At 61.8% G+C, this 20,890-nt stretch carries 34 protein-coding genes; 31 read left to right on the top strand and 3 right to left on the bottom strand.

Translation table 11 applies throughout. The annotated features are described in order from the left end of the window. Positions 1-300: IS30 family transposase (locus tag D9X30_RS15370; RefSeq protein WP_153946827.1), on the top strand; the 300-nt coding region annotated here is incomplete at its 5' end. On the opposite strand, the gene D9X30_RS15365 is transcribed toward D9X30_RS15370, so the two are convergent. Beyond that, on the bottom strand, positions 271-888 hold the full coding sequence (locus D9X30_RS15365; protein WP_153949081.1) for a hypothetical protein: 618 nt from the start codon (positions 886-888) through the stop codon (positions 271-273). The genes D9X30_RS15370 and D9X30_RS15365 overlap by 30 nt on opposite strands. A 723-nt stretch (positions 889-1,611) precedes the next feature. On the opposite strand from D9X30_RS15365, the gene rplC reads away from it, so the two are divergent. The 30 genes from rplC to dsbD all read left to right on the top strand — a co-directional run bounded on the left by rplC (position 1,612) and on the right by dsbD (position 18,457). Next, positions 1,612-2,256, top strand: a complete 645-nt coding sequence (gene rplC, locus D9X30_RS15360) for a 50S ribosomal protein L3 (protein ID WP_066731279.1) — start codon at positions 1,612-1,614, stop codon at positions 2,254-2,256. A 12-nt stretch (positions 2,257-2,268) separates the two neighbouring features. Further along, positions 2,269-2,889 carry a 50S ribosomal protein L4 gene (rplD, locus tag D9X30_RS15355; protein ID WP_092602204.1) on the top strand — a complete coding sequence of 207 codons (621 nt, stop codon included), beginning with the start codon at positions 2,269-2,271 and terminating at the stop codon, positions 2,887-2,889. Next, positions 2,886-3,200, top strand: coding sequence for a 50S ribosomal protein L23 (rplW, locus tag D9X30_RS15350; RefSeq protein ID WP_061956557.1), 315 nt, complete (start codon positions 2,886-2,888; stop codon positions 3,198-3,200). The genes rplD and rplW overlap by 4 nt, the downstream gene beginning before the upstream one ends. 2 nt (positions 3,201-3,202) lie before the next feature. Continuing rightward, a complete protein-coding gene (gene rplB, locus D9X30_RS15345; protein ID WP_092602202.1) occupies positions 3,203-4,033 on the top strand; it encodes a 50S ribosomal protein L2 in 831 nt (276 codons plus the stop codon). A 22-nt stretch (positions 4,034-4,055) separates the two neighbouring features. Beyond that, positions 4,056-4,331, top strand: a complete 276-nt coding sequence (gene rpsS, locus D9X30_RS15340) for a 30S ribosomal protein S19 (protein ID WP_092602200.1) — start codon at positions 4,056-4,058, stop codon at positions 4,329-4,331. A 9-nt stretch (positions 4,332-4,340) separates the two neighbouring features. Then, positions 4,341-4,670 (top strand): 50S ribosomal protein L22, encoded by a 330-nt coding sequence (gene rplV / locus D9X30_RS15335; protein ID WP_092602198.1) that lies wholly within the window; start codon positions 4,341-4,343, stop codon positions 4,668-4,670. 9 nt (positions 4,671-4,679) lie between these two features. Then, the gene (gene rpsC, locus D9X30_RS15330; protein ID WP_092602196.1) at positions 4,680-5,477 is read left to right on the top strand and encodes a 30S ribosomal protein S3; all 798 of its coding nucleotides are present in this window, start codon (positions 4,680-4,682) and stop codon (positions 5,475-5,477) included. Positions 5,478-5,479: 2 nt separating this feature from the next. Next, positions 5,480-5,896, top strand: coding sequence for a 50S ribosomal protein L16 (gene rplP, locus D9X30_RS15325; protein WP_006576240.1), 417 nt, complete (start codon positions 5,480-5,482; stop codon positions 5,894-5,896). A gap of 10 nt (positions 5,897-5,906) precedes the next feature. After that, positions 5,907-6,101, top strand: a complete 195-nt coding sequence (gene rpmC, locus D9X30_RS15320; protein ID WP_039007569.1) for a 50S ribosomal protein L29 — start codon at positions 5,907-5,909, stop codon at positions 6,099-6,101. Then, entirely contained in the window at positions 6,098-6,376 is a 279-nt protein-coding gene (gene rpsQ, locus D9X30_RS15315) for a 30S ribosomal protein S17 (protein ID WP_066731249.1), read from the top strand. Before rpmC ends, rpsQ begins: the two co-directional genes overlap by 4 nt. A gap of 272 nt (positions 6,377-6,648) precedes the next feature. Further along, positions 6,649-7,017: a 50S ribosomal protein L14 gene (gene rplN / locus D9X30_RS15310; protein WP_006576237.1), complete on the top strand. Its 369-nt coding sequence runs from the start codon at positions 6,649-6,651 to the stop codon at positions 7,015-7,017. Between the two features lie 9 nt (positions 7,018-7,026). Beyond that, on the top strand, positions 7,027-7,335 hold the full coding sequence (rplX, locus tag D9X30_RS15305) for a 50S ribosomal protein L24 (protein ID WP_066731247.1): 309 nt from the start codon (positions 7,027-7,029) through the stop codon (positions 7,333-7,335). Between the two features lie 25 nt (positions 7,336-7,360). Then, positions 7,361-7,903, top strand: coding sequence for a 50S ribosomal protein L5 (rplE, locus tag D9X30_RS15300; RefSeq protein WP_008642941.1), 543 nt, complete (start codon positions 7,361-7,363; stop codon positions 7,901-7,903). 9 nt (positions 7,904-7,912) lie between these two features. Then, positions 7,913-8,218, top strand: coding sequence for a 30S ribosomal protein S14 (gene rpsN, locus D9X30_RS15295; RefSeq protein WP_008642942.1), 306 nt, complete (start codon positions 7,913-7,915; stop codon positions 8,216-8,218). Between the two features lie 27 nt (positions 8,219-8,245). After that, the gene (gene rpsH, locus D9X30_RS15290; RefSeq protein WP_153949082.1) at positions 8,246-8,641 is read left to right on the top strand and encodes a 30S ribosomal protein S8; all 396 of its coding nucleotides are present in this window, start codon (positions 8,246-8,248) and stop codon (positions 8,639-8,641) included. A gap of 9 nt (positions 8,642-8,650) precedes the next feature. Beyond that, entirely contained in the window at positions 8,651-9,184 is a 534-nt protein-coding gene (gene rplF / locus D9X30_RS15285; RefSeq protein WP_066731245.1) for a 50S ribosomal protein L6, read from the top strand. An 11-nt stretch (positions 9,185-9,195) separates the two neighbouring features. Further along, positions 9,196-9,552, top strand: a complete 357-nt coding sequence (rplR, locus tag D9X30_RS15280) for a 50S ribosomal protein L18 (RefSeq protein ID WP_066731243.1) — start codon at positions 9,196-9,198, stop codon at positions 9,550-9,552. 21 nt (positions 9,553-9,573) lie between these two features. Beyond that, the gene (gene rpsE, locus D9X30_RS15275) at positions 9,574-10,092 is read left to right on the top strand and encodes a 30S ribosomal protein S5 (RefSeq protein ID WP_066731242.1); all 519 of its coding nucleotides are present in this window, start codon (positions 9,574-9,576) and stop codon (positions 10,090-10,092) included. A gap of 10 nt (positions 10,093-10,102) precedes the next feature. Next, positions 10,103-10,285 carry a 50S ribosomal protein L30 gene (gene rpmD / locus D9X30_RS15270; RefSeq protein ID WP_008642953.1) on the top strand — a complete coding sequence of 61 codons (183 nt, stop codon included), beginning with the start codon at positions 10,103-10,105 and terminating at the stop codon, positions 10,283-10,285. Positions 10,286-10,304: 19 nt separating this feature from the next. After that, positions 10,305-10,739, top strand: a complete 435-nt coding sequence (rplO, locus tag D9X30_RS15265) for a 50S ribosomal protein L15 (RefSeq protein WP_008642954.1) — start codon at positions 10,305-10,307, stop codon at positions 10,737-10,739. A 49-nt stretch (positions 10,740-10,788) separates the two neighbouring features. Beyond that, positions 10,789-12,132: a preprotein translocase subunit SecY gene (gene secY / locus D9X30_RS15260; protein WP_092602192.1), complete on the top strand. Its 1,344-nt coding sequence runs from the start codon at positions 10,789-10,791 to the stop codon at positions 12,130-12,132. Between the two features lie 30 nt (positions 12,133-12,162). Continuing rightward, positions 12,163-12,381 carry a translation initiation factor IF-1 gene (infA, locus tag D9X30_RS15255; protein WP_019451035.1) on the top strand — a complete coding sequence of 73 codons (219 nt, stop codon included), beginning with the start codon at positions 12,163-12,165 and terminating at the stop codon, positions 12,379-12,381. Positions 12,382-12,412: 31 nt separating this feature from the next. Further along, complete coding sequence (gene rpmJ / locus D9X30_RS15250) at positions 12,413-12,529, top strand: 50S ribosomal protein L36 (protein ID WP_008642959.1); 117 nt, start codon at positions 12,413-12,415, stop codon at positions 12,527-12,529. Between the two features lie 19 nt (positions 12,530-12,548). Next, positions 12,549-12,914, top strand: a complete 366-nt coding sequence (rpsM, locus tag D9X30_RS15245; RefSeq protein ID WP_011299299.1) for a 30S ribosomal protein S13 — start codon at positions 12,549-12,551, stop codon at positions 12,912-12,914. A gap of 24 nt (positions 12,915-12,938) precedes the next feature. Next, the gene (rpsK, locus tag D9X30_RS15240; RefSeq protein WP_066731240.1) at positions 12,939-13,340 is read left to right on the top strand and encodes a 30S ribosomal protein S11; all 402 of its coding nucleotides are present in this window, start codon (positions 12,939-12,941) and stop codon (positions 13,338-13,340) included. A 282-nt stretch (positions 13,341-13,622) separates the two neighbouring features. Then, positions 13,623-14,246: a 30S ribosomal protein S4 gene (rpsD, locus tag D9X30_RS15235; protein WP_249640976.1), complete on the top strand. Its 624-nt coding sequence runs from the start codon at positions 13,623-13,625 to the stop codon at positions 14,244-14,246. Positions 14,247-14,421: 175 nt separating this feature from the next. Then, positions 14,422-15,402, top strand: coding sequence for a DNA-directed RNA polymerase subunit alpha (locus tag D9X30_RS15230; protein WP_066731234.1), 981 nt, complete (start codon positions 14,422-14,424; stop codon positions 15,400-15,402). Between the two features lie 157 nt (positions 15,403-15,559). Beyond that, on the top strand, positions 15,560-15,955 hold the full coding sequence (gene rplQ / locus D9X30_RS15225; protein ID WP_008642987.1) for a 50S ribosomal protein L17: 396 nt from the start codon (positions 15,560-15,562) through the stop codon (positions 15,953-15,955). A 100-nt stretch (positions 15,956-16,055) separates the two neighbouring features. Further along, entirely contained in the window at positions 16,056-16,433 is a 378-nt protein-coding gene (cutA, locus tag D9X30_RS15220; protein ID WP_153949083.1) for a divalent-cation tolerance protein CutA, read from the top strand. Positions 16,434-16,462: 29 nt separating this feature from the next. Further along, positions 16,463-18,457: a protein-disulfide reductase DsbD gene (dsbD, locus tag D9X30_RS15215; RefSeq protein WP_153949084.1), complete on the top strand. Its 1,995-nt coding sequence runs from the start codon at positions 16,463-16,465 to the stop codon at positions 18,455-18,457. Between the two features lie 34 nt (positions 18,458-18,491). Here dsbD and D9X30_RS15210 read toward each other — a convergent pair whose 3' ends face one another. After that, positions 18,492-19,772 (bottom strand): magnesium transporter CorA family protein, encoded by a 1,281-nt coding sequence (locus tag D9X30_RS15210; protein ID WP_153949085.1) that lies wholly within the window; start codon positions 19,770-19,772, stop codon positions 18,492-18,494. A 17-nt stretch (positions 19,773-19,789) separates the two neighbouring features. Next, positions 19,790-20,788: a porphobilinogen synthase gene (gene hemB / locus D9X30_RS15205; protein ID WP_153949086.1), complete on the bottom strand. Its 999-nt coding sequence runs from the start codon at positions 20,786-20,788 to the stop codon at positions 19,790-19,792. Between the last annotated feature and the right edge of the window lie 102 nt (positions 20,789-20,890).

Raw genomic sequence — 20,890 nt, 5'->3', positions numbered from 1 at the left:
TACGACCAGGGCAAAGAGATGGCGCATCACGCGGAGTTGACCAGGCGAGTCAGTATCGAAGTGTTCTTTGCCGACCCGCACAGTCCGTGGCAGAGGCCAAGCAACGAGAACATGAACGGACTGGTTCGAGAGTATCTACCGAAGGGCGACGATCTATCGGTCTTCTCGCAGGGGTACTTGAACAGAGTCGCGAAGGCGCTGAACTATCGGCCTCGGGCGGTTCTCGACTTCGCCACTCCCGCCGAAGCCATGGCCGAAGAGATCAACAAATTACGAACTGGTGTTGCATCTCAGACTTGAAACCGCCCGGTCTGCCCGTGCAAACATCGAAACCTCCACACTTGGTTTGAGGATTGCGGTGTAGCGACGGTACTTAAAAAGAGAGAAGTGATCGGAAAAGTAGGTGACCTCCTTATGCCGGATCCCATAGCCACACGCCAGTTCATTGCGGTTTCCAAATAGTGACCGCTCCTTAATCGGCCGATGGACGGAGAACGCAGTTTTATCCCATTCAAGATAGAGATCGTAGGCTGGGTCCCTCGTTTTGCTGTTCCGATCGACCCAAAACGAATTGAAATACGAAAAACATAGCGGATCGCCAGAATTGTCGTCGTCTTCCGTCTTTGGAGATGGAAAGAGTGCGACCTCGGTTCCGAACCGGCCGTATCGCGCCACTACGGCGAAGCGCTCATTGGGCGCCCCCGGAAGCGCATTTTCGAATCTCTCCACCACGCGAAAATATGGCCATTCACCGAGCTTGAGTTGCGCTGGCGGCTGGGAATCAGGCTCGAAGCGATAGATGCCTGGCACTGTAATGACCTCGCCATGACACATGGCGGCAGCGGAGGGAAAAAGAAACGTAATGGCTATGAGCGGGCTGTACTTCATACCGGTCCCGGTGCGAACGCGTGAAGGACACGATACGGCGCAGCGCCGGCGCTCGGAATAGTAGTCCGTTGAATTTTGAGCAATGCTGAATGACGCCACCGTTGAACTTGCCGCTGGCAGGCACCTGGCACTTGGCGGCTGGCAAGGCCGAGATCGTGAATCGCTTTGGCAGCGCTGACACGACCGGGCGGGTGCGAGCCATGTAATCGAAAGGATCTCTGACGGCCCGTGGGAGCGCTGCTCCGGCGCCAGTACGCGCCAAGCAGTCGAAGAGAAGCCAGCGTACCTATGCCTTGTTAGGCGGGGCAGTGCGAATACCAAGCACTGACCGGTGCCAAGGGCATCCACCAACCGCTGGATGCTCAGGGGATTGACCCAGGGCTTGCCTATGTTTAAGACCCCGACGGCCATCCCCTGGTGTTCAATGCGGCGATTTCGTCCGCGTGTCCGCCTGAATTGCCTGCTTTGGCGGACATCGCGCCGCGCCAAGTCGGCTTCGCGCCGCAATTTCGCCAAATTCTGTGGCCATGCACACGGTCAGGCGCGGAAATCGGCAAATCATCTTGCCCTTTCCAAACCGCTGGGTTATATTGTAAGGCTACCCGTTTCTCCGGGTAGTGGGGGCCGTTTTGGTCAGCGCAATCCTTTTCGCGCAACCCGCAAATCGCACAGTTTCGTGTATCAATCAGCCCCGGCCAATCGCAGCTGGGAATGGAGCAAACCATGAGCCTTGGCCTTGTAGGTCGCAAGGTTGGCATGACCCGTATTTTCACGGACGACGGTGATTCGATTCCCGTTACCGTGGTCGAGGTCGGCGACAACCGCGTGACGCAAATCAAGACGGACGAGACCGACGGTTATACCGCGGTTCAAGTCACCTTCGGCAGCCGGCGCGCAAGCCGCGTCACCAAGCCGCTGGCGGGTCATCTCGCCAAAGCCGGCGTGGAAGCTGGCGAAATCATCAAAGAATTCCGCATCGATGCAGCCAAGGCTGCCGAACTGCAAGCTGGCGGTTCGCTGTCGGTCGACCTGTTCCAGGTCGGTCAGAAGATCGACGTGCAGGGCGTGACCATCGGTAAGGGCTACGCCGGTACCATCAAGCGCTACCACTTCGCTTCGGGTCGTGCCACCCACGGTAACTCGCGTTCGCACAACGTGCCGGGTTCCATCGGTATGGCGCAGGATCCGGGCCGCGTGTTCCCGGGCAAGCGCATGACGGGTCACCTCGGTGACGTCACCCGCACGGTGCAAAACCTCGAGATCGCCAAGATCGACGCAGAGCGCAAGCTGCTGCTGGTCAAGGGCGCCATCCCCGGTTCCAAGGGCGGCAAGGTCATCGTGACCCCGGCCGTCAAGGCCAAAGCTTAAGGAGCGCATGTAATGGAACTCAAGCTCCTCCAGGACAACGGTCAAGTCGGCGCAGGCGTTGCAGCCTCGGCCGAAGTGTTCGGCCGTGACTACAACGAAGCTCTGGTTCACCAGATCGTCGTTGCCTATCAGGCTAACGCCCGTAGCGGTAACCGCAAGCAGAAGGACCGCGAAGAGGTCAAGCACACGACCAAGAAGCCGTGGCGCCAGAAGGGTACGGGCCGTGCTCGTGCCGGTATGTCGTCCTCGCCGCTGTGGCGTGGCGGTGGCCGTATCTTCCCGAATTCGCCGGAAGAGAACTTCAGCCAGAAGGTCAACAAGAAGATGTTCCGTGCAGGTATGCGCTCGATTTACTCGCAGCTCGCACGTGAAGGTCGTATCAACGTAGTGGACGGTTTCGCTGTCGACGCACCCAAGACCAAGCTGCTGGCCGACAAGTTCAAGGCCATGGGCCTGGACTCGGTGCTGATCATTACCGACAGCCTCGACGAAAACCTCTACCTGGCTTCGCGCAACCTGCCGAACGTGGCAGTCGTGGAGCCGCGTCACGCTGATCCGCTGTCGCTGGTGCACTACAAGAAGGTGCTCGTGACGAAGGCAGCTGTCGCGCAGATCGAGGAGTTGCTGAAATGACGCAAGTCGCCAAGAACGATCATCGTTTGATGCAGGTGCTGCTCGCGCCGGTGGTTTCCGAAAAGGCAACCCTGGTGGCCGACAAGAACGAACAGGTTGTGTTCGAAGTGGCTCGCGATGCCAACAAGGCAGAAGTGAAGGCCGCCGTCGAACTGCTGTTCAAGGTCGAGGTGCAGTCCGTTCAGATCCTGAACCAGAAGGGCAAGCAAAAGCGCTTTGGCCGCTTCATGGGCCGTCGCAACCACGTCAAGAAGGCATACGTGGCGCTGAAGCCGGGTCAGGAAATCAATTTTGAAGCGGAGGCCAAGTAATCATGGCACTCGTCAAGACCAAGCCGACTTCCCCGGGTCGTCGCTCGATGGTGAAGGTGGTCAACAAGGACCTTCACAAGGGCGCCCCGCACGCTCCGCTGCTGGAAAAGCAATTCCAGAAGTCGGGTCGTAACAACAATGGTCATATCACCACCCGCCACAAGGGCGGTGGTCATAAGCACCACTACCGCGTGGTCGACTTCAAGCGCAGCGACAAGGACGGCATCGCCGCCAAGGTCGAGCGCCTGGAATACGATCCGAACCGCAGCGCGAACATCGCGCTGGTGCTGTTCGCCGACGGCGAGCGCCGCTACATCATCGCCACCAAGGGCATGGTAGCTGGCCAGGCCCTGATGAATGGCTCGGAAGCCCCGATCAAGGCCGGTAACAACCTGCCGATCCGCAACATCCCGGTTGGTACCACGATCAACAACGTGGAAATCCTGCCTGGCAAGGGCGCGCAAGTTGCCCGTGCCGCCGGTGGTTCCGCCGTGCTGCTGGCCCGTGAAGGCCTGTACGCTCAGGTTCGTCTGCGCTCCGGTGAAGTGCGTCGCGTGCATATCGAATGCCGCGCCACCATCGGTGAAGTGGGCAACGAAGAGCACAGCCTGCGTGTGATCGGCAAGGCCGGTGCCACGCGCTGGCGCGGTATTCGCCCGACCGTTCGCGGCGTGGTGATGAACCCGGTGGACCACCCGCATGGTGGTGGTGAAGGCAAGACTGCTGCTGGTCGCGACCCGGTTTCGCCGTGGGGTACCCCGGCCAAGGGTTACCGTACCCGCAGCAACAAGCGCACGGACAGCATGATCGTCCAGCGCCGCCACAAGCGCTAATCGGTAGGTAGGAGCTAAAGATATGACTCGTTCCGCAAAAAAGGGTCCGTTCTGCGACGACCACCTGCTGAAGAAGGTGGAAACGGCCGTAGCCGGCAAGGACAAGAAGCCCATCAAGACATGGTCGCGCCGTTCGACGATCATGCCTGATTTCATCGGCCTGACGATCGCCGTGCACAACGGCCGTCAACACGTGCCGGTGTACGTGACGGAAAACATGGTCGGCCACAAGCTCGGCGAATTTGCGATCACTCGCACGTTCAAGGGCCACGCGGCTGACAAGAAAGCGAAGAGGTAAGGTGCCATCATGGAAGTGAAAGCGATTCATCGCGGTGCCCGTATCTCCGCCCAGAAGACGCGTCTGGTCGCTGACCAGATCCGCGGTCTGCCGATCGAGCGCGCGCTCAACATCCTGACGTTCAGCCCGAAAAAGGCTGCCGGGATCGTGAAGAAGGTGGTCGAATCGGCCATCGCCAACGCCGAGCACAACGAAGGCGCCGACATCGACGAACTGAAGGTCAAATCGATCTTCGTCGACAAGGCAACCTCGCTCAAGCGCTTCACCGCACGGGCGAAGGGCCGCGGCAACCGCATCGAGAAACAAACCTGTCACATCACTGTGACGCTCGGCAACTAAGGAGTCACGATGGGACAGAAGATTCATCCGACTGGCTTCCGTCTGGCCGTCAGCCGTAACTGGGCTTCGCGTTGGTACGCCAACAACACGAAGTTCGCCGGCATGCTGAAAGAAGACATCGAAGTTCGCGACTTCCTGAAGAAGAAGCTCAAGAACGCATCGGTTGGCCGTGTTGTGATCGAGCGTCCGGCCCGTAATGCACGTATCACCATTTACAGCTCGCGTCCGGGCGTGGTGATCGGCAAGAAGGGTGAGGACATCGAACTGCTGAAGGCCGAGCTGCAACGTCGCATGGGCGTGCCCGTGCACGTGAACATCGAGGAAATCCGCAAGCCGGAAACCGATGCGCAGCTGATCGCCGATTCGATCACGCAGCAGCTCGAGCGCCGCATCATGTTCCGTCGCGCCATGAAGCGCGCGATGCAGAACGCGATGCGTCTGGGTGCCCAGGGCATCAAGATCATGAGCTCGGGCCGTCTGAACGGTATTGAAATCGCACGTACCGAGTGGTACCGCGAAGGCCGTGTGCCCCTGCACACCCTGCGCGCCGACATCGACTACGGCTTCTCGGAAGCCGAAACCACCTACGGCATCATCGGTGTCAAGGTGTGGGTCTACAAGGGCGATCACCTGGGCCGCAATGACGCGCCTGTGGTGGAAGAGCCGCAAGAAGACCGTCGTCGTCGTCCGGGTCGCCCGGAAGGCCGCCGCCGTGAAGGCGAAGGCCGTCCGTCGGGCAACCGCCGCGGTGGTGCCGGTGCTGGTCGTCGCGCTGCGCCTGGCGCAGACGCGAAGAGTGGAGAATAAGAATGCTGCAACCGAAGCGTAGGAAGTATCGCAAGGAGCAGAAGGGCCGCAACACGGGTAAGGCTACCCGTGGTAACGCCGTGTCTTTCGGCGAATTCGGCCTGAAGGCAATGGGCCGTGGCCGTCTGACCGCTCGTCAGATCGAGTCGGCACGTCGTGCGATGACCCGTCACATCAAGCGTGGCGGCCGCATCTGGATCCGGATTTTCCCGGACAAGCCGATTTCGAAGAAGCCTGCCGAAGTCCGTATGGGTAACGGTAAGGGCAACCCGGAATACTACGTGGCTGAAATTCAGCCGGGCAAGATGCTGTACGAAATGGATGGCGTGAGCGAAGAGCTGGCACGTGAGGCGTTCCGCCTCGCCGCCGCCAAGCTGCCGATCGCCACGAATTTCGTGGTGCGTCAGGTCGGTACGTAAGGAGATTGGGATGAAAGCATCCGAACTGCGCGGCAAGGACGCCGCAGGCCTGAACCAGGAGCTCTCCGAGCTGCTGAAGGCCCAATTTAGCCTGCGCATGCAAAAGGCCACCCAACAGTTGCAGAACACCAGCCAGCTGAAGAAGGTGCGCAAGGACATCGCGCGCGTGCAAACCGTGCTGAACGAGAAGGCGAACGCGAAATGACCGAAGCTGCGAAGACTGAAGCAAAGCTTCACCGGACCCTCGTGGGCCGTGTCGTGAGCGACAAGATGGACAAGACCGTCACGGTCCTGATCGAAAACCGCGTCAAGCATCCTCTGTACGGCAAGTACGTGCTGCGTTCGAAGAAGTACCACGCACACGACGAAGCCAACCAGTACAAGGAAGGCGACAAGGTCGAAATCCAGGAAACGCGTCCGCTGTCGCGGACCAAGTCCTGGGTGGTTTCCCGGCTGGTAGAAGCTGCGCGCGTCATCTAAGTACAACAGTACTTTGCTGACTTGCAAGTCCAGGATTATGTTGCTATAATCCTGGACTTCCGCTTTATTGCGTTCGCCTTAGCAGTACCACCCGGGCGGGCCTGTTGAGCGAGCAAGGGCTGGCATCCGGTAATTCAGGGTGCGGGCACTACCGACTTCCAAGTTGATCAACCCAAGCGGCGCTGGCGCAATGCCTGGCTCCGACGGGACCAAGACTGACCGACGGGCTTCATATCCGAAGACCTGACGGATTAAGTTGGGAAGATAACACCATGATTCAGACAGAAAGCCGGCTCGAAGTGGCCGATAACACCGGTGCGCGCGAAGTGCTGTGCATCAAGGTACTGGGTGGGTCCAAGCGCCGCTACGCGAGCGTGGGCGACATCATCAAGGTGACCGTGAAGGACGCAGCGCCGCGCGGTCGCGTGAAGAAGGGCGACATCTATAACGCAGTCGTCGTGCGTACCGCCAAGGGCGTGCGCCGCGCTGACGGTTCGCTCGTCAAGTTCGACGGCAATGCCGCCGTACTGCTGAACAACAAGCTCGAGCCGATCGGCACCCGTATCTTCGGGCCGGTGACTCGTGAACTCCGTACCGAGCGATTCATGAAGATCGTGTCGCTCGCTCCGGAAGTGCTGTAAGGAGCCGCCATGAACAAGATTCGCAAAGGCGACGAAGTCATCGTGCTGACCGGCAAGGACAAGGGCAAGCGCGGTGCCGTCCAGGCAGTGCAAGGCGACAAGGTCGTGGTTGAAGGCGTGAACGTTGCCAAGAAGCACGCTCGCCCGAACCCGATGCTGGGTACCACCGGTGGCGTGGTCGACAAGCTGATGCCGCTGCATATTTCCAACGTTGCGCTCGTGGATGCCAATGGCAAGCCGTCGCGTGTCGGTATCAAGGTCGAAGACGGCAAGCGCGTGCGCGTGCTGAAGACGACCGGTGCCGTCCTGGCCGCTTGATTCTGGGCACAGATAGGAGTTGAGCATGACAGCACGTCTGCAAGAGTTTTACAAAGAACAGGTTGTGCCGGCGCTGATGAAGCAGTTCGGTTACAAGTCGGTCATGGAAGTGCCGCGTTTCACCAAGATCACCCTGAACATGGGCCTGGGCGAAGCGATCAATGACAAGAAGGTCATTGAGCTGGCAGTCGGTGACCTGACCAAGATCGCCGGTCAGAAGCCCGTTGTGACGAAGGCCAAGAAGGCCATCGCCGGCTTCAAGATCCGTCAGGGCTACCCCATCGGCGCGATGGTGACCCTGCGCGGTGAGCGTATGTTCGAATTCCTGGACCGTTTCGTGACCGTGGCCCTGCCGCGCGTGCGTGACTTCCGTGGTGTGTCGGGCAAATCGTTCGACGGTCGTGGCAACTACAACATCGGTGTGAAAGAGCAGATCATTTTCCCCGAAATCGAGTACGACAAGATCGACGCACTGCGTGGTCTGAACATCAGCATCACGACGACGGCTAAGAACGACGAGGAAGCCAAGGCTCTCCTGAACGCGTTCAAGTTCCCGTTCCGTAATTAAGGGGTAACCGTGGCTAAACTGGCTCTGATTGAACGTGAGAAGAAGCGCGCAAAGCTCGTGGCGAAGTACGCCGACAAGCGCGCAAACCTCAAGGCCATTATTGACGACCAAGAAAAGTCGGAAGAAGAGCGTTATCTGGCGCGTCTCGAGCTGCAGAAGCTCCCGCGCAACGCTAACCCGACTCGCCAGCGCAACCGCTGCGCGATCACCGGTCGTCCCCGCGGTACGTTCCGCAAGTTTGGCCTGGCGCGTAACAAGATCCGCGAAATCGCCTTCAAGGGCGAAATCCCGGGTCTGACGAAAGCCAGCTGGTAATTACGCACAGGCTACAGGAGAAACAGTATGAGCATGAGCGATCCTATCGCCGATATGCTGACGCGCATTCGCAACGCCCAGGGCGTGCAGAAGGCGTCGGTGGTCATGCCCTCGTCCAAACTGAAGGTTGCGATCGCCAAAGTCCTGAAGGACGAAGGCTACGTCGATGACTACTCGGTTCAGGAAGAAGGCGGCAAGGCGCAACTGACCATTGGTCTGAAGTACTACGCCGGCCGTCCGGTGATCGAGCGCATCGAGCGCGTTTCGAAGCCCGGTCTGCGCGTGTACAAGGGCCGCAGCGACATCCCCCAAGTGATGAACGGCCTGGGTGTGGCGATCATCTCGACCCCGCAGGGTCTGATGACCGACCGCAAGGCACGTGCCACTGGCGTGGGCGGCGAAGTTCTCTGCTACGTCGCGTAAGGAGCAAACATGTCCCGTGTAGGTAAGGCTCCCATCGCGCTGCCGAAAGGCGCGGAAGTAAATGTGGCGGCTGGCGTGCTCTCCGTTAAGGGCCCGCTCGGTACGCTGACCCAGCCGATTCACAGCCTGGTGAAGGCCAACGTTGCCGATGGCACGCTGACTTTCGAACCGGCTGACGAATCGCGTGAAGCAAACGCCCTGCAAGGCACCATGCGCGCCCTGGCGGCAAACATGGTCAAGGGCGTGACCACCGGTTTCGAGCGCAAGCTGCAGCTGGTTGGCGTGGGTTACCGCGCTCAACTGCAAGGCGCCGCGCTGAAGCTCCAGCTTGGTTTCTCGCACGATGTGATTCACGAAATGCCGGAAGGCGTGAAGGCCGAAACGCCGACGCAGACCGAAATCGTGATCAAGGGTGCTGACAAGCAGAAAGTCGGTCAGGTTGCCGCGGAAGTTCGCGCGTACCGTCCGCCCGAGCCCTACAAGGGCAAGGGTGTTCGCTACGCTGACGAGCGCGTCATCCTGAAGGAAACCAAGAAGAAGTAAGGGGTCCAGAGATGAACAAGAAAGACGCTCGTTTGCGCCGTGCACGTCAGACCCGCGCGAAAATCGCGGAATTGAAGATCAATCGTCTGACCGTGTTCCGTACGAATACGCATATTTACGCTCAGGTGTACTCGCCGTGCGGCACGCAAGTGCTGGCTTCGGCTTCGACCGCCGAGGCAGAAGTGCGCAAGGAACTGACTGGCAGCGGTGCTACCGTTGCCGCCGCCACCCTGGTGGGCAAGCGCGTTGCCGAGAAGGCAAAGGCAGCTGGCGTGGAAACCGTCGCGTTCGATCGTGGTGGCTTCCGCTTCCACGGCCGCGTGAAGGCCCTGGCTGACGCCGCGCGTGAAGCCGGCCTCAAGTTCTAAGCGCTCAAAGAGAGATACGTCATGGCAAAGATGCAAGCAAAAGTCCAACAGGACGAACGCGACGACGGCCTCCGCGAGAAGATGATCTCGGTCAACCGTGTCACCAAGGTGGTGAAGGGTGGCCGTATCCTCGGTTTCGCTGCGCTGACCGTGGTTGGTGACGGCGATGGCCGCATCGGCATGGGCAAGGGCAAGGCCAAGGAAGTTCCGGTGGCCGTGCAGAAGGCAATGGACGAAGCCCGTCGCAAGATGGTCAAGGTCTCGCTGAAGAACGGCACGCTGCAACACGAAGTTGTTGGCCGTCACGGCGCCGCCAAGGTGCTGATGATGCCCGCCAAGGAAGGTACCGGCGTGATCGCCGGTGGTCCGATGCGCGCGATCTTCGAAGTGATGGGTGTGACGAACGTTGTGACCAAGTCGCACGGTTCGACGAACCCGTACAACATGGTTCGCGCCACCATCGATGGTCTGACCAAGATGAGCACGCCGGGCGAGATCGCCGCCAAGCGTGGCAAGTCGGTCGAAGACATCCTCGGCTAAGGTGAACGAAATGTCGCAGAAAACCGTAAAAGTGCAACTCGTGCGTAGCCTGATCGGTACGCGCGAGGATCATCGCGCCACCGTACGTGGCCTGGGCCTGCGTCGCCTGAACTCCGTTTCGGAGCTGCAGGACACGCCCGCCGTGCGCGGCATGATCAACAAGGTCTCGTACCTGGTCAAGGTTCTGGCCTGATCGGGACTCGGAGAGCAACATGCAACTGAACAACCTGAAACCGGCCGACGGTTCGAAGCACGCCAAGCGTCGCGTCGGCCGCGGTATCGGCTCCGGCCTGGGCAAGACGGCTGGTCGTGGTCACAAGGGTCAGAAGTCGCGTTCGGGCGGCTTCCACAAGGTTGGCTTCGAAGGCGGTCAAATGCCGCTGTATCGTCGCCTGCCGAAGCGTGGTTTTACCTCGCTGACCAAGGCCTTCACCGCTGAAGTGACCCTGCGCGACATCGAACGCCTGGAAGCTGCCGAAGTGGACCTGCTGGTCCTGAAGCAAGCTGGCCTGGTGGGCGAGCTGGTCAAGAGCGCGAAGGTCATCAAGGCCGGTGAACTGTCCCGCAAGGTGACGATCAAGGGTCTGGGTGCCACCGCTGGCGCCAAGGCTGCGATCGAAGCCGCTGGCGGCCAGATCGAAGCGTAATTACGCAGTAGCATTCGCAGCATAGGCGAAGTCACAGTCGGAGCATCGTTTGGCCACGGCGAAACCCAATGCAAGCGCGCAGGCCAGGAATACGGCGAAGTACGGCGATCTCAAGCGCCGGCTGATGTTCCTGGTGCTGGCCCTGATCGTCTACCGCATCGGTGCACATATTCCGGTGCCGGGAATCGATCCGGACCAGCTTGCGAAGCTTTTCCAGAGTCAGTCGGGTGGCATCCTCGGGATGTTCAACCTGTTCTCGGGCGGTGCGCTGTCGCGCTTTACCGTCTTCGCGCTCGGCATCATGCCGTACATCTCGGCGTCGATCATCATGCAATTGCTGACGATCGTGCTGCCGCAGCTGGAGTCGTTGAAGAAGGAAGGGCAGGCAGGGCAACGTAAGATTACGCAGTACACACGCTACGGCACCGTGGTTCTGGCCACGTTCCAGGCGTTGTCGATTGCGGTGGCGCTGGAGTCGCAGCCAGGGCTGGTTATCGATCCGGGTCTGATGTTCCGGGCCACGGCGGTAATCACGCTGGTGACCGGCACGATGTTCCTGATGTGGCTGGGTGAGCAGATTACCGAGCGCGGTCTGGGCAACGGTATTTCGATCATCATCTTCGGTGGTATCGCGGCGGGCCTGCCCAATGCGATCGGCGGACTGTTCGAACTGGTCCGTACGGGTTCCATGAGCATCATCGCGGCGATCCTGATCGTGGCGATCGTGGCTGGTGTGACCTACGCCGTGGTGTTTATCGAGCGTGGCCAGCGCAAGATCCTGGTGAACTATGCCAAGCGTCAGGTCGGCAACAAGGTGTACGGCGGTCAGTCGTCGCACCTGCCGCTGAAGCTGAACATGGCAGGGGTGATTCCGCCGATCTTTGCATCGTCGATCATCCTGTTCCCGGCGACGATTGCAGGCTGGTTCACGTCTGACTCGACGGGTGCGGTTGGCCGGTTTATCAAGGACCTGGCTGCCACGCTGTCGCCGGGCCAGCCGGTCTACATCCTGCTGTATGCGACTGCGATTGTATTTTTCTGCTTCTTCTATACGGCTCTGGTCTATAACAGCCGGGAAGTGGCAGACAACCTGAAGAAAAGTGGAGCCTTCATTCCGGGCATCCGTCCGGGCGAGCAAACGACGCGCTATATCGACAAGATCCTGGTGCGCCTGACGCTGGCTGGTGCGATTTACATCACACTGGTCTGCCTGTTGCCGGAATTCCTGGTGCTGCGCTGGAACGTTCCGTTCTATTTCGGCGGAACCTCGCTGCTGATCATCGTGGTCGTCACGATGGACTTCATGGCACAGGTACAGTCCTATGTCATGTCGCAGCAGTACGAGTCGCTGCTGAAGAAGGCGAATTTCAAGGGTAACCTGACCTTGCGCTAAGGAAAGCTGGGGTCGGGGCGGGCACCAGGTATGGCAAAAGACGACGTCATCCAGATGCACGGGGAGGTCCTGGAAAATCTCCCCAACGCGACGTTCCGCATCAAACTGGAGAACGGCCACGTAGTACTCGGCCATATCTCCGGCAAGATGCGAATGAACTACATCCGGATTCTTCCGGGTGACAAGGTGACGGTTGAGCTGACTCCATATGATCTGTCTCGCGCACGTATCGTCTTCCGGACGAAGTGAAGCGAACTGGAATTGAAGGAAGAGGAAAATCATGAAAGTGCTGGCTTCTGTTAAGCGCATTTGCCGCAACTGCAAAATCATCAAGCGCAACGGTGTCGTGCGCGTGATCTGCTCGTCGGATCCCCGCCACAAGCAACGCCAAGGCTAATCGGAAAGAGGATTGACGAATGGCACGTATCGCAGGGGTTAACATCCCGAACCACAAGCACACCGAAATCGGCCTGACGGCCATTTATGGTGTCGGCCGCTCGCGCGCCCGCAAGATTTGCGAGGCCACCGGTGTACCGTTTGACAAGAAGGTCAAGGATCTGACCGACGCCGACCTGGAAAAGCTTCGTGACGAAGTGGGCAAGGTCACGGTCGAGGGTGACCTGCGTCGTGAAACCACGATGAACATCAAGCGTCTGATGGACCTTGGTTGCTATCGTGGCATGCGTCACCGCAAAGGTCTGCCGCTCCGCGGCCAGCGTACCCGCACCAACGCCCGTACCCGTAAGGGTCCGCGCAAGGCCGGCGTGGCACTGAAGAAGTAAAGCCGAAGGCAGAGGAATAGACGAATGGCAAAAGGTCCGAATAACGCCGCCCAGCGCGCGCGTAAGAAGGTCAAGAAGAACGTTGCCGACGGCATTGCGCACGTCCACGCTTCGTTCAACAACACCATCATCACGATCACCGACCGTCAGGGTAACGCCCTGTCGTGGGCGACCGCTGGTGGCCAGGGCTTCAAGGGTTCGCGCAAGTCGACCCCGTTCGCAGCCCAGGTTGCCGCCGAAAACGCCGGCCGCGTTGCGCAAGACCAGGGTATCAAGAACCTGGAAGTGCGCATCAAGGGCCCGGGCCCGGGTCGCGAATCGGCTGTCCGTGCGCTGAACGCGCTGGGCATCAAGATTTCGGTGATCGAAGACGTGACGCCGGTGCCGCACAACGGCTGCCGTCCGCCGAAGCGCCGCCGTATCTAAGCGCCAGGCTTGCCGGGGATACGATCAGGGTCTTACCCCGTATCTCCGGAGTGTGGTAGTATCCCGCGTTGGCCTGCTGCAATTTTTTGCGGCGGGCTTTCGTTTTGCGTCCGCGTCTTGAGGCTTTCGCCTCGACGAGGACGATATTCATCATGCTTTTGCGTTGCCTCCGCGTGACCCTGGTCATTGCGGATGAAGAACCATAAGCCCACCGTCCGTCACGACAGGTGACGGACTCGCGGCGCGTCCTGATGGCGTCGTGATCGATCAAAGGAAGACAAAGTGGCACGTTATACCGGCCCGAAGGCCAAACTTTCCCGCCGCGAAGGCACCGATCTGTTCCTGAAGAGCGCCCGTCGCTCGCTGGCCGACAAGTGCAAGCTGGACAGCAAGCCGGGCCAGCACGGCCGCACCTCGGGTGCCCGTACGTCCGACTATGGCAACCAGCTGCGCGAAAAGCAGAAGGTCAAGCGCATCTATGGCGTGCTGGAGCGTCAGTTCCGCCGCTACTTCGCTGAAGCCGACCGCCGCAAGGGCAACACCGGCGAGAAGCTGCTGCAACTGCTGGAATCGCGCCTGGACAACGTCGTGTACCGCATGGGCTTCGGCTCGACCCGCGCCGAAGCGCGCCAGCTGGTTTCGCACAAGGCGATCCTGGTGAACGGTCAGCCGCTGAACGTGCCGTCGGCCCAGGTCAAGGCTGGTGACATCGTGTCGATCCGCGAACAGTCGAAGAAGCAGGTCCGTATCGCCGAGGCCCTGTCGCTGGCCGAGCAGTCGGGCTTCCCGACCTGGGTGGCCGTGGATGCCAAGAAGTTCGAAGGCACGTTCAAGCAGGCTCCGGATCGCGCCGATATTTCGGGCGACATCAACGAAAGCCTGATCGTCGAACTGTATTCGCGTTAATCGCGGACCGAGATTCGAACGGTTCATCGCTTGCCTTATCCACAAGGCTTCGCTTTCAGCCCGGCGCGCCACGCGGCGCGCCGGGCTTATTGCCCATCATACGATGGGTTTTTTCAGGTTCCAAACGTCAGCCTTATCGGTGTAACGAGCCGAGGGTATTGAAAAGGACAACCTAATGCAAACAGCACTCCTCAAGCCAAAAATCATCGCCGTCGAACCGCTGGGCGACCACCACGCTAAAGTCGTGATGGAGCCGTTTGAACGCGGTTACGGGCATACGCTTGGTAACGCGCTGCGTCGCGTCCTGCTGTCGTCGATGGTCGGCTATGCGCCGACTGAAGTCACGATCGCTGGGGTCGTCCACGAGTATTCCACCATCGATGGCGTTCAGGAAGACGTCGTCAACCTGCTCCTCAACCTGAAGGGCGTGGTCTTCAAGCTGCACAACCGCGACGAAGTCACGGTGTCGCTGCGCAAGGATGGCGAAGGCGTGGTCACGGCAGCCGATATCGAGCTGCCGCACGATGTCGAGATCATCAACCCGGGTCACGTCATTGCCCACCTGTCCGCAGGCGGCAAGCTGGACATGCAGATCAAGGTCGAGCAAGGCCGTGGTTATGTGCCGGGCAACGTGCGCAAGTTCGGCGACGAGTCGGGCAAGGTGATCGGCCGCATCGTGCTGGACGCCTCGTTCTCGCCGGTCCGCCGCGTTTCGTACGCCGTGGAATCGGCGCGTGTGGAACAGCGTACCGATCTGGACAAGCTGGTGATGAACATCGAAACCGACGGCGTGATCTCGCCGGAGGAAGCGATTCGCCAGTCGGCCCGTATCCTGGTAGATCAGCTGTCGGTGTTTGCCGCGCTGGAAGGCACTGAATCGGCAGCCGAGGCGGCTTCGAGCCGCGCTCCGCAGATCGATCCGATCCTGCTGCGCCCGGTGGACGACCTCGAGCTGACGGTGCGTTCGGCCAACTGCCTGAAGGCCGAAAACATCTACTACATCGGCGACCTGATCCAGCGTACCGAGAACGAACTGCTCAAGACCCCGAACCTGGGTCGCAAGTCGCTCAACGAGATCAAGGAAGTCCTGGCTTCGCGTGGCCTGACGCTCGGCATGAAGCTCGAGAACTGGCCGCCCGCAGGTCTGGAGAAGTAATTGGCGGGTGGAGCTGTCGAAAGGCGGCTCCACTGTCAACGCGCCACAGGCAATTCCGCCCGTGGCACCGTAGCACTACCGGCCCGCGCCCGAGCCCGCTTCCAGCGGCCAAGGCGATAGAAGAGCTGGTCAAACACTGTAATCGAAAGGAATCATCATGCGTCACCGTCATGGTCTGCGGAAACTGAACCGCACCTCGTCGCACCGTCTCGCGATGCTGCGCAACATGTCCAACTCGCTGTTCCAGCACGAGCTGATCAAGACCACCCTGCCCAAGGCCAAGGAACTGCGCAAGGTTGTCGAGCCGCTCATCACGCTGGCCAAGAAGGACACCGTTGCCAACCGCCGTCTGGCTTTCGCCCGTCTGCGCGACCGCGACATGGTCACCAAGCTGTTCACCGAACTGGGCCCGCGTTACGCCACCCGTCCGGGCGGCTACACCCGTATCCTGAAGTTCGGCTTCCGTCAGGGCGACAACGCGCCGATGGCGCTGGTCGAGCTGGTGGACCGTCCGGAAATCACCGAAGCCCCGGCTGAAGAAGCTGCGGAATAAGTGATGACCGAACCCGTCCCCGCTGACGGGTTATCGGACACGGCACTACAATCGAGCCAGGCTTTTGCCTGGCTCTTTTGTTTTGTGCCCCTATCCACGCATGACAAGTTCAGACTCCTCCCATAGCGCGACGCGCCCGGACCCGGCAGAATCGGTCTGGATGGCGATGACCAACCTGCCTGACGAGGCGTCCGCGGCGCGGGTGGCACGGGCCGTCCTGGAAGCCCGGGTCGCGGCCTGCGTGAACCGGCTGGCACCGTGCCAGTCCGAGTACTGGTGGCAAGGCAAGCTGGAGCAGGCGCAGGAATGGCCGCTGCTGATCAAGACCACGCAGGGCCAGTACCCGGCGCTGGAAGCCGTGATCCGCGCCGAGCACCCCTACGACGTGCCAGAACTGATTGCGTGGCCGCTGGTGGGGCTGCCCGCCTATCTGGGCTGGGTCCGGGCGGAAGCCAGCGGGGCCGCAAGCCAGCCTTGAAGCCAGAACAACAAGTATCGGAACAACTCATGGGAACAACGGGGATCAGCGGGAACGGAACGTGGCTTGACGGTGCCACGCCACCCATCGGACAACGGCCCGGTGCGGCGCGCGGCGGACGTCCGTCGGCGCGTTCGGGATTGCGACATATCGTCGCAATTGCCCTGGTCTTCCTCGTATGTCTGGTGACCTGGGGCAGCGCCCGTGCGGCGTCGGAAGACGACTTCCTGCCGCCAGATCAGGCGTTCAAGTTTGCCGCCAGGCAGGTCGATCCCCAGACCATTGAAGTCCGGTTCGATGTGGCCGACGGCTACTACCTGTACCGCGAGCGATTTGCCTTTGCCGCACAGCCGGCCGGCGTGAAGCTGGGTACCCCGGCCATGCCGCAGGGCAAGGTGCATTTCGACGAGACCTTCGGCAAGGACATGGAAACCTACCGCGGCGCCGTCGTCGTCAAGGTCCCCGTCGAACAGGCGCCGGCCGATGGCCGCTGGACGCTGGTGGTGACCTCGCAGGGCTGCGCGGACAAGGGCCTGTGCTACCCGCCGATGGAAAGCGTCTACAAGGTAGGCGGGTCCGCGCTGGGCAATCTTTTTGGCGATCGCAGCGCGCCCGCACGGTCGACGCCCGGCGCGCCCCAGGCGGACAGTCCAGCCAGCGAGCCGCCCAAGGCACCCGCCATTCGTGGTCCGCAAATCGACGAGAACGACCGTATCGCCGGCGCGCTGGCCAGCCGTAACCTGCCGCTGATCGGCGCGCTGTTCTTCGGGCTTGGGCTGTTGCTGACCTTCACCCCTTGTGTGTTGCCGATGGTGCCCATCCTGTCGTCGATCGTGGTCGGCGAGCACGTCACGCGGGGCCGCGCTTTTGTCGTGTCGCTGGCCTATGTGCTGGGCATGGCCGTGGTCTACACCGCGGTGGGCGTGGCTGCGGGACTGGCCGGCGAAGGCCTGTCCGCCGCGCTGCAGACGCCCTGGGTGCTAGGCCTGTTCGCGTTGCTGATGATCGGGCTGGCGCTGTCGATGTTCGGTCTCTACGAACTGCAGCTGCCCCAGCACTGGCAGACCCGGCTGACGCAGTCTTCCAATCGCAGGCAGGGCGGCCAGGTGGTGGGCGCCGTGGCGATGGGCGCGATTTCGGCGCTGATCGTCGGGCCATGCGTGACCGCCCCCCTGGCTGGCGCGCTGGCCTATATCGCCCAGACCGGCGATGCCCTGACCGGTGGCGCGGCGCTGCTGGCCATGGCGCTGGGCATGGGCGTGCCGTTGTTGCTGGTGGGCGTCGGTGCGGGCAACCTGCTGCCGCGCGCGGGCAAATGGATGGAGGCAACCAAGCGATTCTTCGGCTTCCTGCTGCTTGGCGTGGCGATCTGGATGGTGACCCCGGTGCTGCCGGCGTGGGTGGTGATGATTGCGTGGGCGGCCCTGCTGATCGTCGCGGCCGTGTATCTTGGCGCGTTCGACTCGCTCGGCCCTGACCCGCGCGGTTTGCTGCGCCTGGGCAAGGGCCTGGGCCTGGTTGCCGCGCTGGCGGGCGCCATCCAGATCGTCGGGGTGGCTTCTGGTGGACGCGATCCGCTCCAGCCGCTGTCCCATCTCGGCAGCTTCCCGGGGCCGTCGGCGACAGGGGCCGCCGGCAAGGACGCAGTCGTCCGTTTCGAACGCGTGCGAAGCGTTGCCGAACTGGACGCGCGCGTGGCACAGGCCGCGGCAGCGGGCCGCCCGGTGCTGCTGGATTTCTATGCCGACTGGTGCGTCTCCTGCAAGGAGATGGAAAAGCTGACGTTCCCCGACGCCAAGGTCAGGGCGCGTCTGGCCAACGTGGTGCTGCTGCAGGCCGACGTGACGGCCAATAACGCCGACGACAAGGCGCTGCTCAAGCGATTCGGCCTGTTTGGCCCGCCGGGCATCATCCTGTTCGGACCGGACGGCCGCGAGCGCCCGGTTCGCGTGATCGGCTATCAGTCGGCGAACCGCTTCCTGGACAGCCTGGAGCGCGCGTTCGGCAAGGCGCCGCAGACCTGAGTCCGCACCCCAGGGGCGCCGGATCGGGCGGAGGCTATCGGTCCAGCCAGCGTCCCAGCGCCCAGATGCCACCGATGGCGGCCACCACCCCGCCCATCAATCCGATCGACCACCAGAACCCGTTCGGCTCCTGCAGCCACGGCATGCGGGCGAAGTTCATGCCGAACACGCCCGTAATCAGCGTGAGCGGCATAAACAGGGCCGTGATGATCGTCAGCGCCCGCATGGTGCGGTTGGTTCGGTGCGCCACGGCAGAGAAGTGTATTTGCACGGCCGATTCGATCGAATCCTCCAACCGCCGAGCGTGCGCGAGAACCCGCATGATGTGCTCCATCAGGTCGGTCAGCCGCACGAGCAGCACTTCATCGCGGCTGGCCGCGCCGGGGTCGCCGTCGCCAGCGCTGTAGCGGTTGTCGAGCAGGCTGTCGCGGAATTCCTGCAACGCGTCGCGCTGTTCCTCGCTCAGGTTTTCAAGCCGGCGCAGCTGGATACGTGCGTCGAGCAGTCCTTCCCAGCTTGAAAAGCTCTGCCGGGCGCTCAGCAGGGCGCGCTGCCAGCGGTCCAACTGACGCGTCAGCGGCGTTCGCAGGTCCAGGTAGCGGTCCACCATGGCGTTCAGCAGCCGCAGCATCAGGTCTTCCGGGCGCGTGGGCGGGCGAACGCCATGCATCAGCGACGCCGCGCCGTTGGCGCGTGCCGGCGCGGATTGCGGCGCGCCGCAGGTATCCAGCAGCCGCTGCCGGACCTGATCGATGGTGCGAGACGGCGATGGCCGCACCGTGATCAGCACATTGTCGAATACGAAAAAGGCCACCGGCTGCGTGTCGATGCGCGCCAGCGCGGGCAGGAAGCCCGGCGCGTACTTGCGCGACGCCTTGCGCGGGGCGGGCATCGGTGCGGCTTCCGGGCCGGTCTGCGGCGGCGTGGCGGAGCCGCTAGCCGGGGCCACCGGGGCGGCGGCCATCGTACCCGGCGTGGCGGTGTCGCCGCCGGACTGCGCGGCGTCCGCCTCGGCAAACTGGCGGCTGGTCTCGAAGGTCAGCTTGCGGAAGATCACCATGTCATACGCATTGGTCGTGTCGAAGAACGACGGATGCGCAGGGTTGGTGGCATCGGCCAGATGCAGGTCGAGGATGGGCGCGCCGGTCAGCGCCACCAGGCGGTCGCGCCACGCGCCGGGCGCGGGCGTCACCTCCTCGGTGGCAAAGTCGGCCCAGACAAAGCGCGCGGCGGCGTTGCCGGAAAGAAAGTCCCGTGCGGCGTCTAGCGTCGCGAGCGGGTGTACCTGGCTGGCCGAGAAGCCCAGTAGTTGCATGCGGCAGCGTTGGCCGGTCAGCCGGCGGCCTTCAGCAGGCGCGCGGCATCGCGGGCGAAGTACGTGAGGATGCCGTCGGCGCCGGCGCGGCGGAATGCCAGCAGCGATTCCATCATGACCTTGTCGTGGTCCAGCCAGCCGTTCTGGGCGGCGGCCTTCAGCATCGCGTATTCGCCACTGACCTGGTAGACGTAGGTCGGGTAGCGAAATTCGTCCTTTACCCGGCGCACGATGTCCAGGTACGGCATGCCCGGCTTCACCATCACCATGTCGGCGCCTTCCATGATGTCCTGGCCGACTTCGCGCAGTGCCTCGTCGGTGTTGGACGGGTCCATCTGGTAGGTCATCTTGTTGCCCTTGCCCAGATTGGCGGCCGAGCCCACTGCATCGCGGAACGGGCCGTAGAAGGCCGACGCGTACTTGGCCGAGTAGGCCATGATGCGCGTGTGGATGTGGTTGGCCTCTTCCAGCGCGGCGCGCACGGCGCCGATGCGGCCGTCCATCATGTCGGACGGCGCGACGATATCGACGCCTGCTTCGGCCTGCACCAGCGCCTGCCTGACCAGGATGTCGACGGTGATGTCGTTGATCACATAGCCGTTGTCGTCCAGCACGCCGTCCTGGCCGTGGCTGGTGTACGGGTCGAGCGCCACGTCGGTCAGTACCCCGAGTTCGGGGAAGCGGTCCTTCAGCGCGCGCACGGCGCGGGGCACCAGGCCTTCCGCGCGCGTGGCCTCGATGCCATCGGGCGTCTTGAGCGACGGATCGATGACCGGGAACAGGGCGATTACCGGGATCCCCAGCTTCACGCAGTCTTCGGCTACGGGCAGCAGCAGGTCCACCGACACGCGTTCCACACCGGGCATCGACGCCACGGATTCGCGCCTGTTCTGGCCGTCCAGAATGAACACCGGATAAATCAGGTTATCGGGCGACAGGCGGTTCTCGCGCATCATGCGGCGCGAGAAGTCATCGCGACGCATGCGGCGGGGACGGTACTCGGGAAACGTGGACATGGCGGAATCGGGGGAGGCGAAAGTCGTGGACGGATGCGTGGCGCACGTCACCGCAGCGGGCTGCGGGCAATGAAGAAACGCTTGCGCCAAAAGAAGAAAGAA

Origin of the sequence: Cupriavidus sp. U2 (genome assembly GCF_009663685.2) — a bacterium.
Classification (GTDB): domain Bacteria; phylum Pseudomonadota; class Gammaproteobacteria; order Burkholderiales; family Burkholderiaceae; genus Cupriavidus; species Cupriavidus necator_C.
The sequence above is the reverse complement of the archived record's forward strand: the minus strand, read 5'-3'. Positions and strand labels throughout refer to the sequence as shown.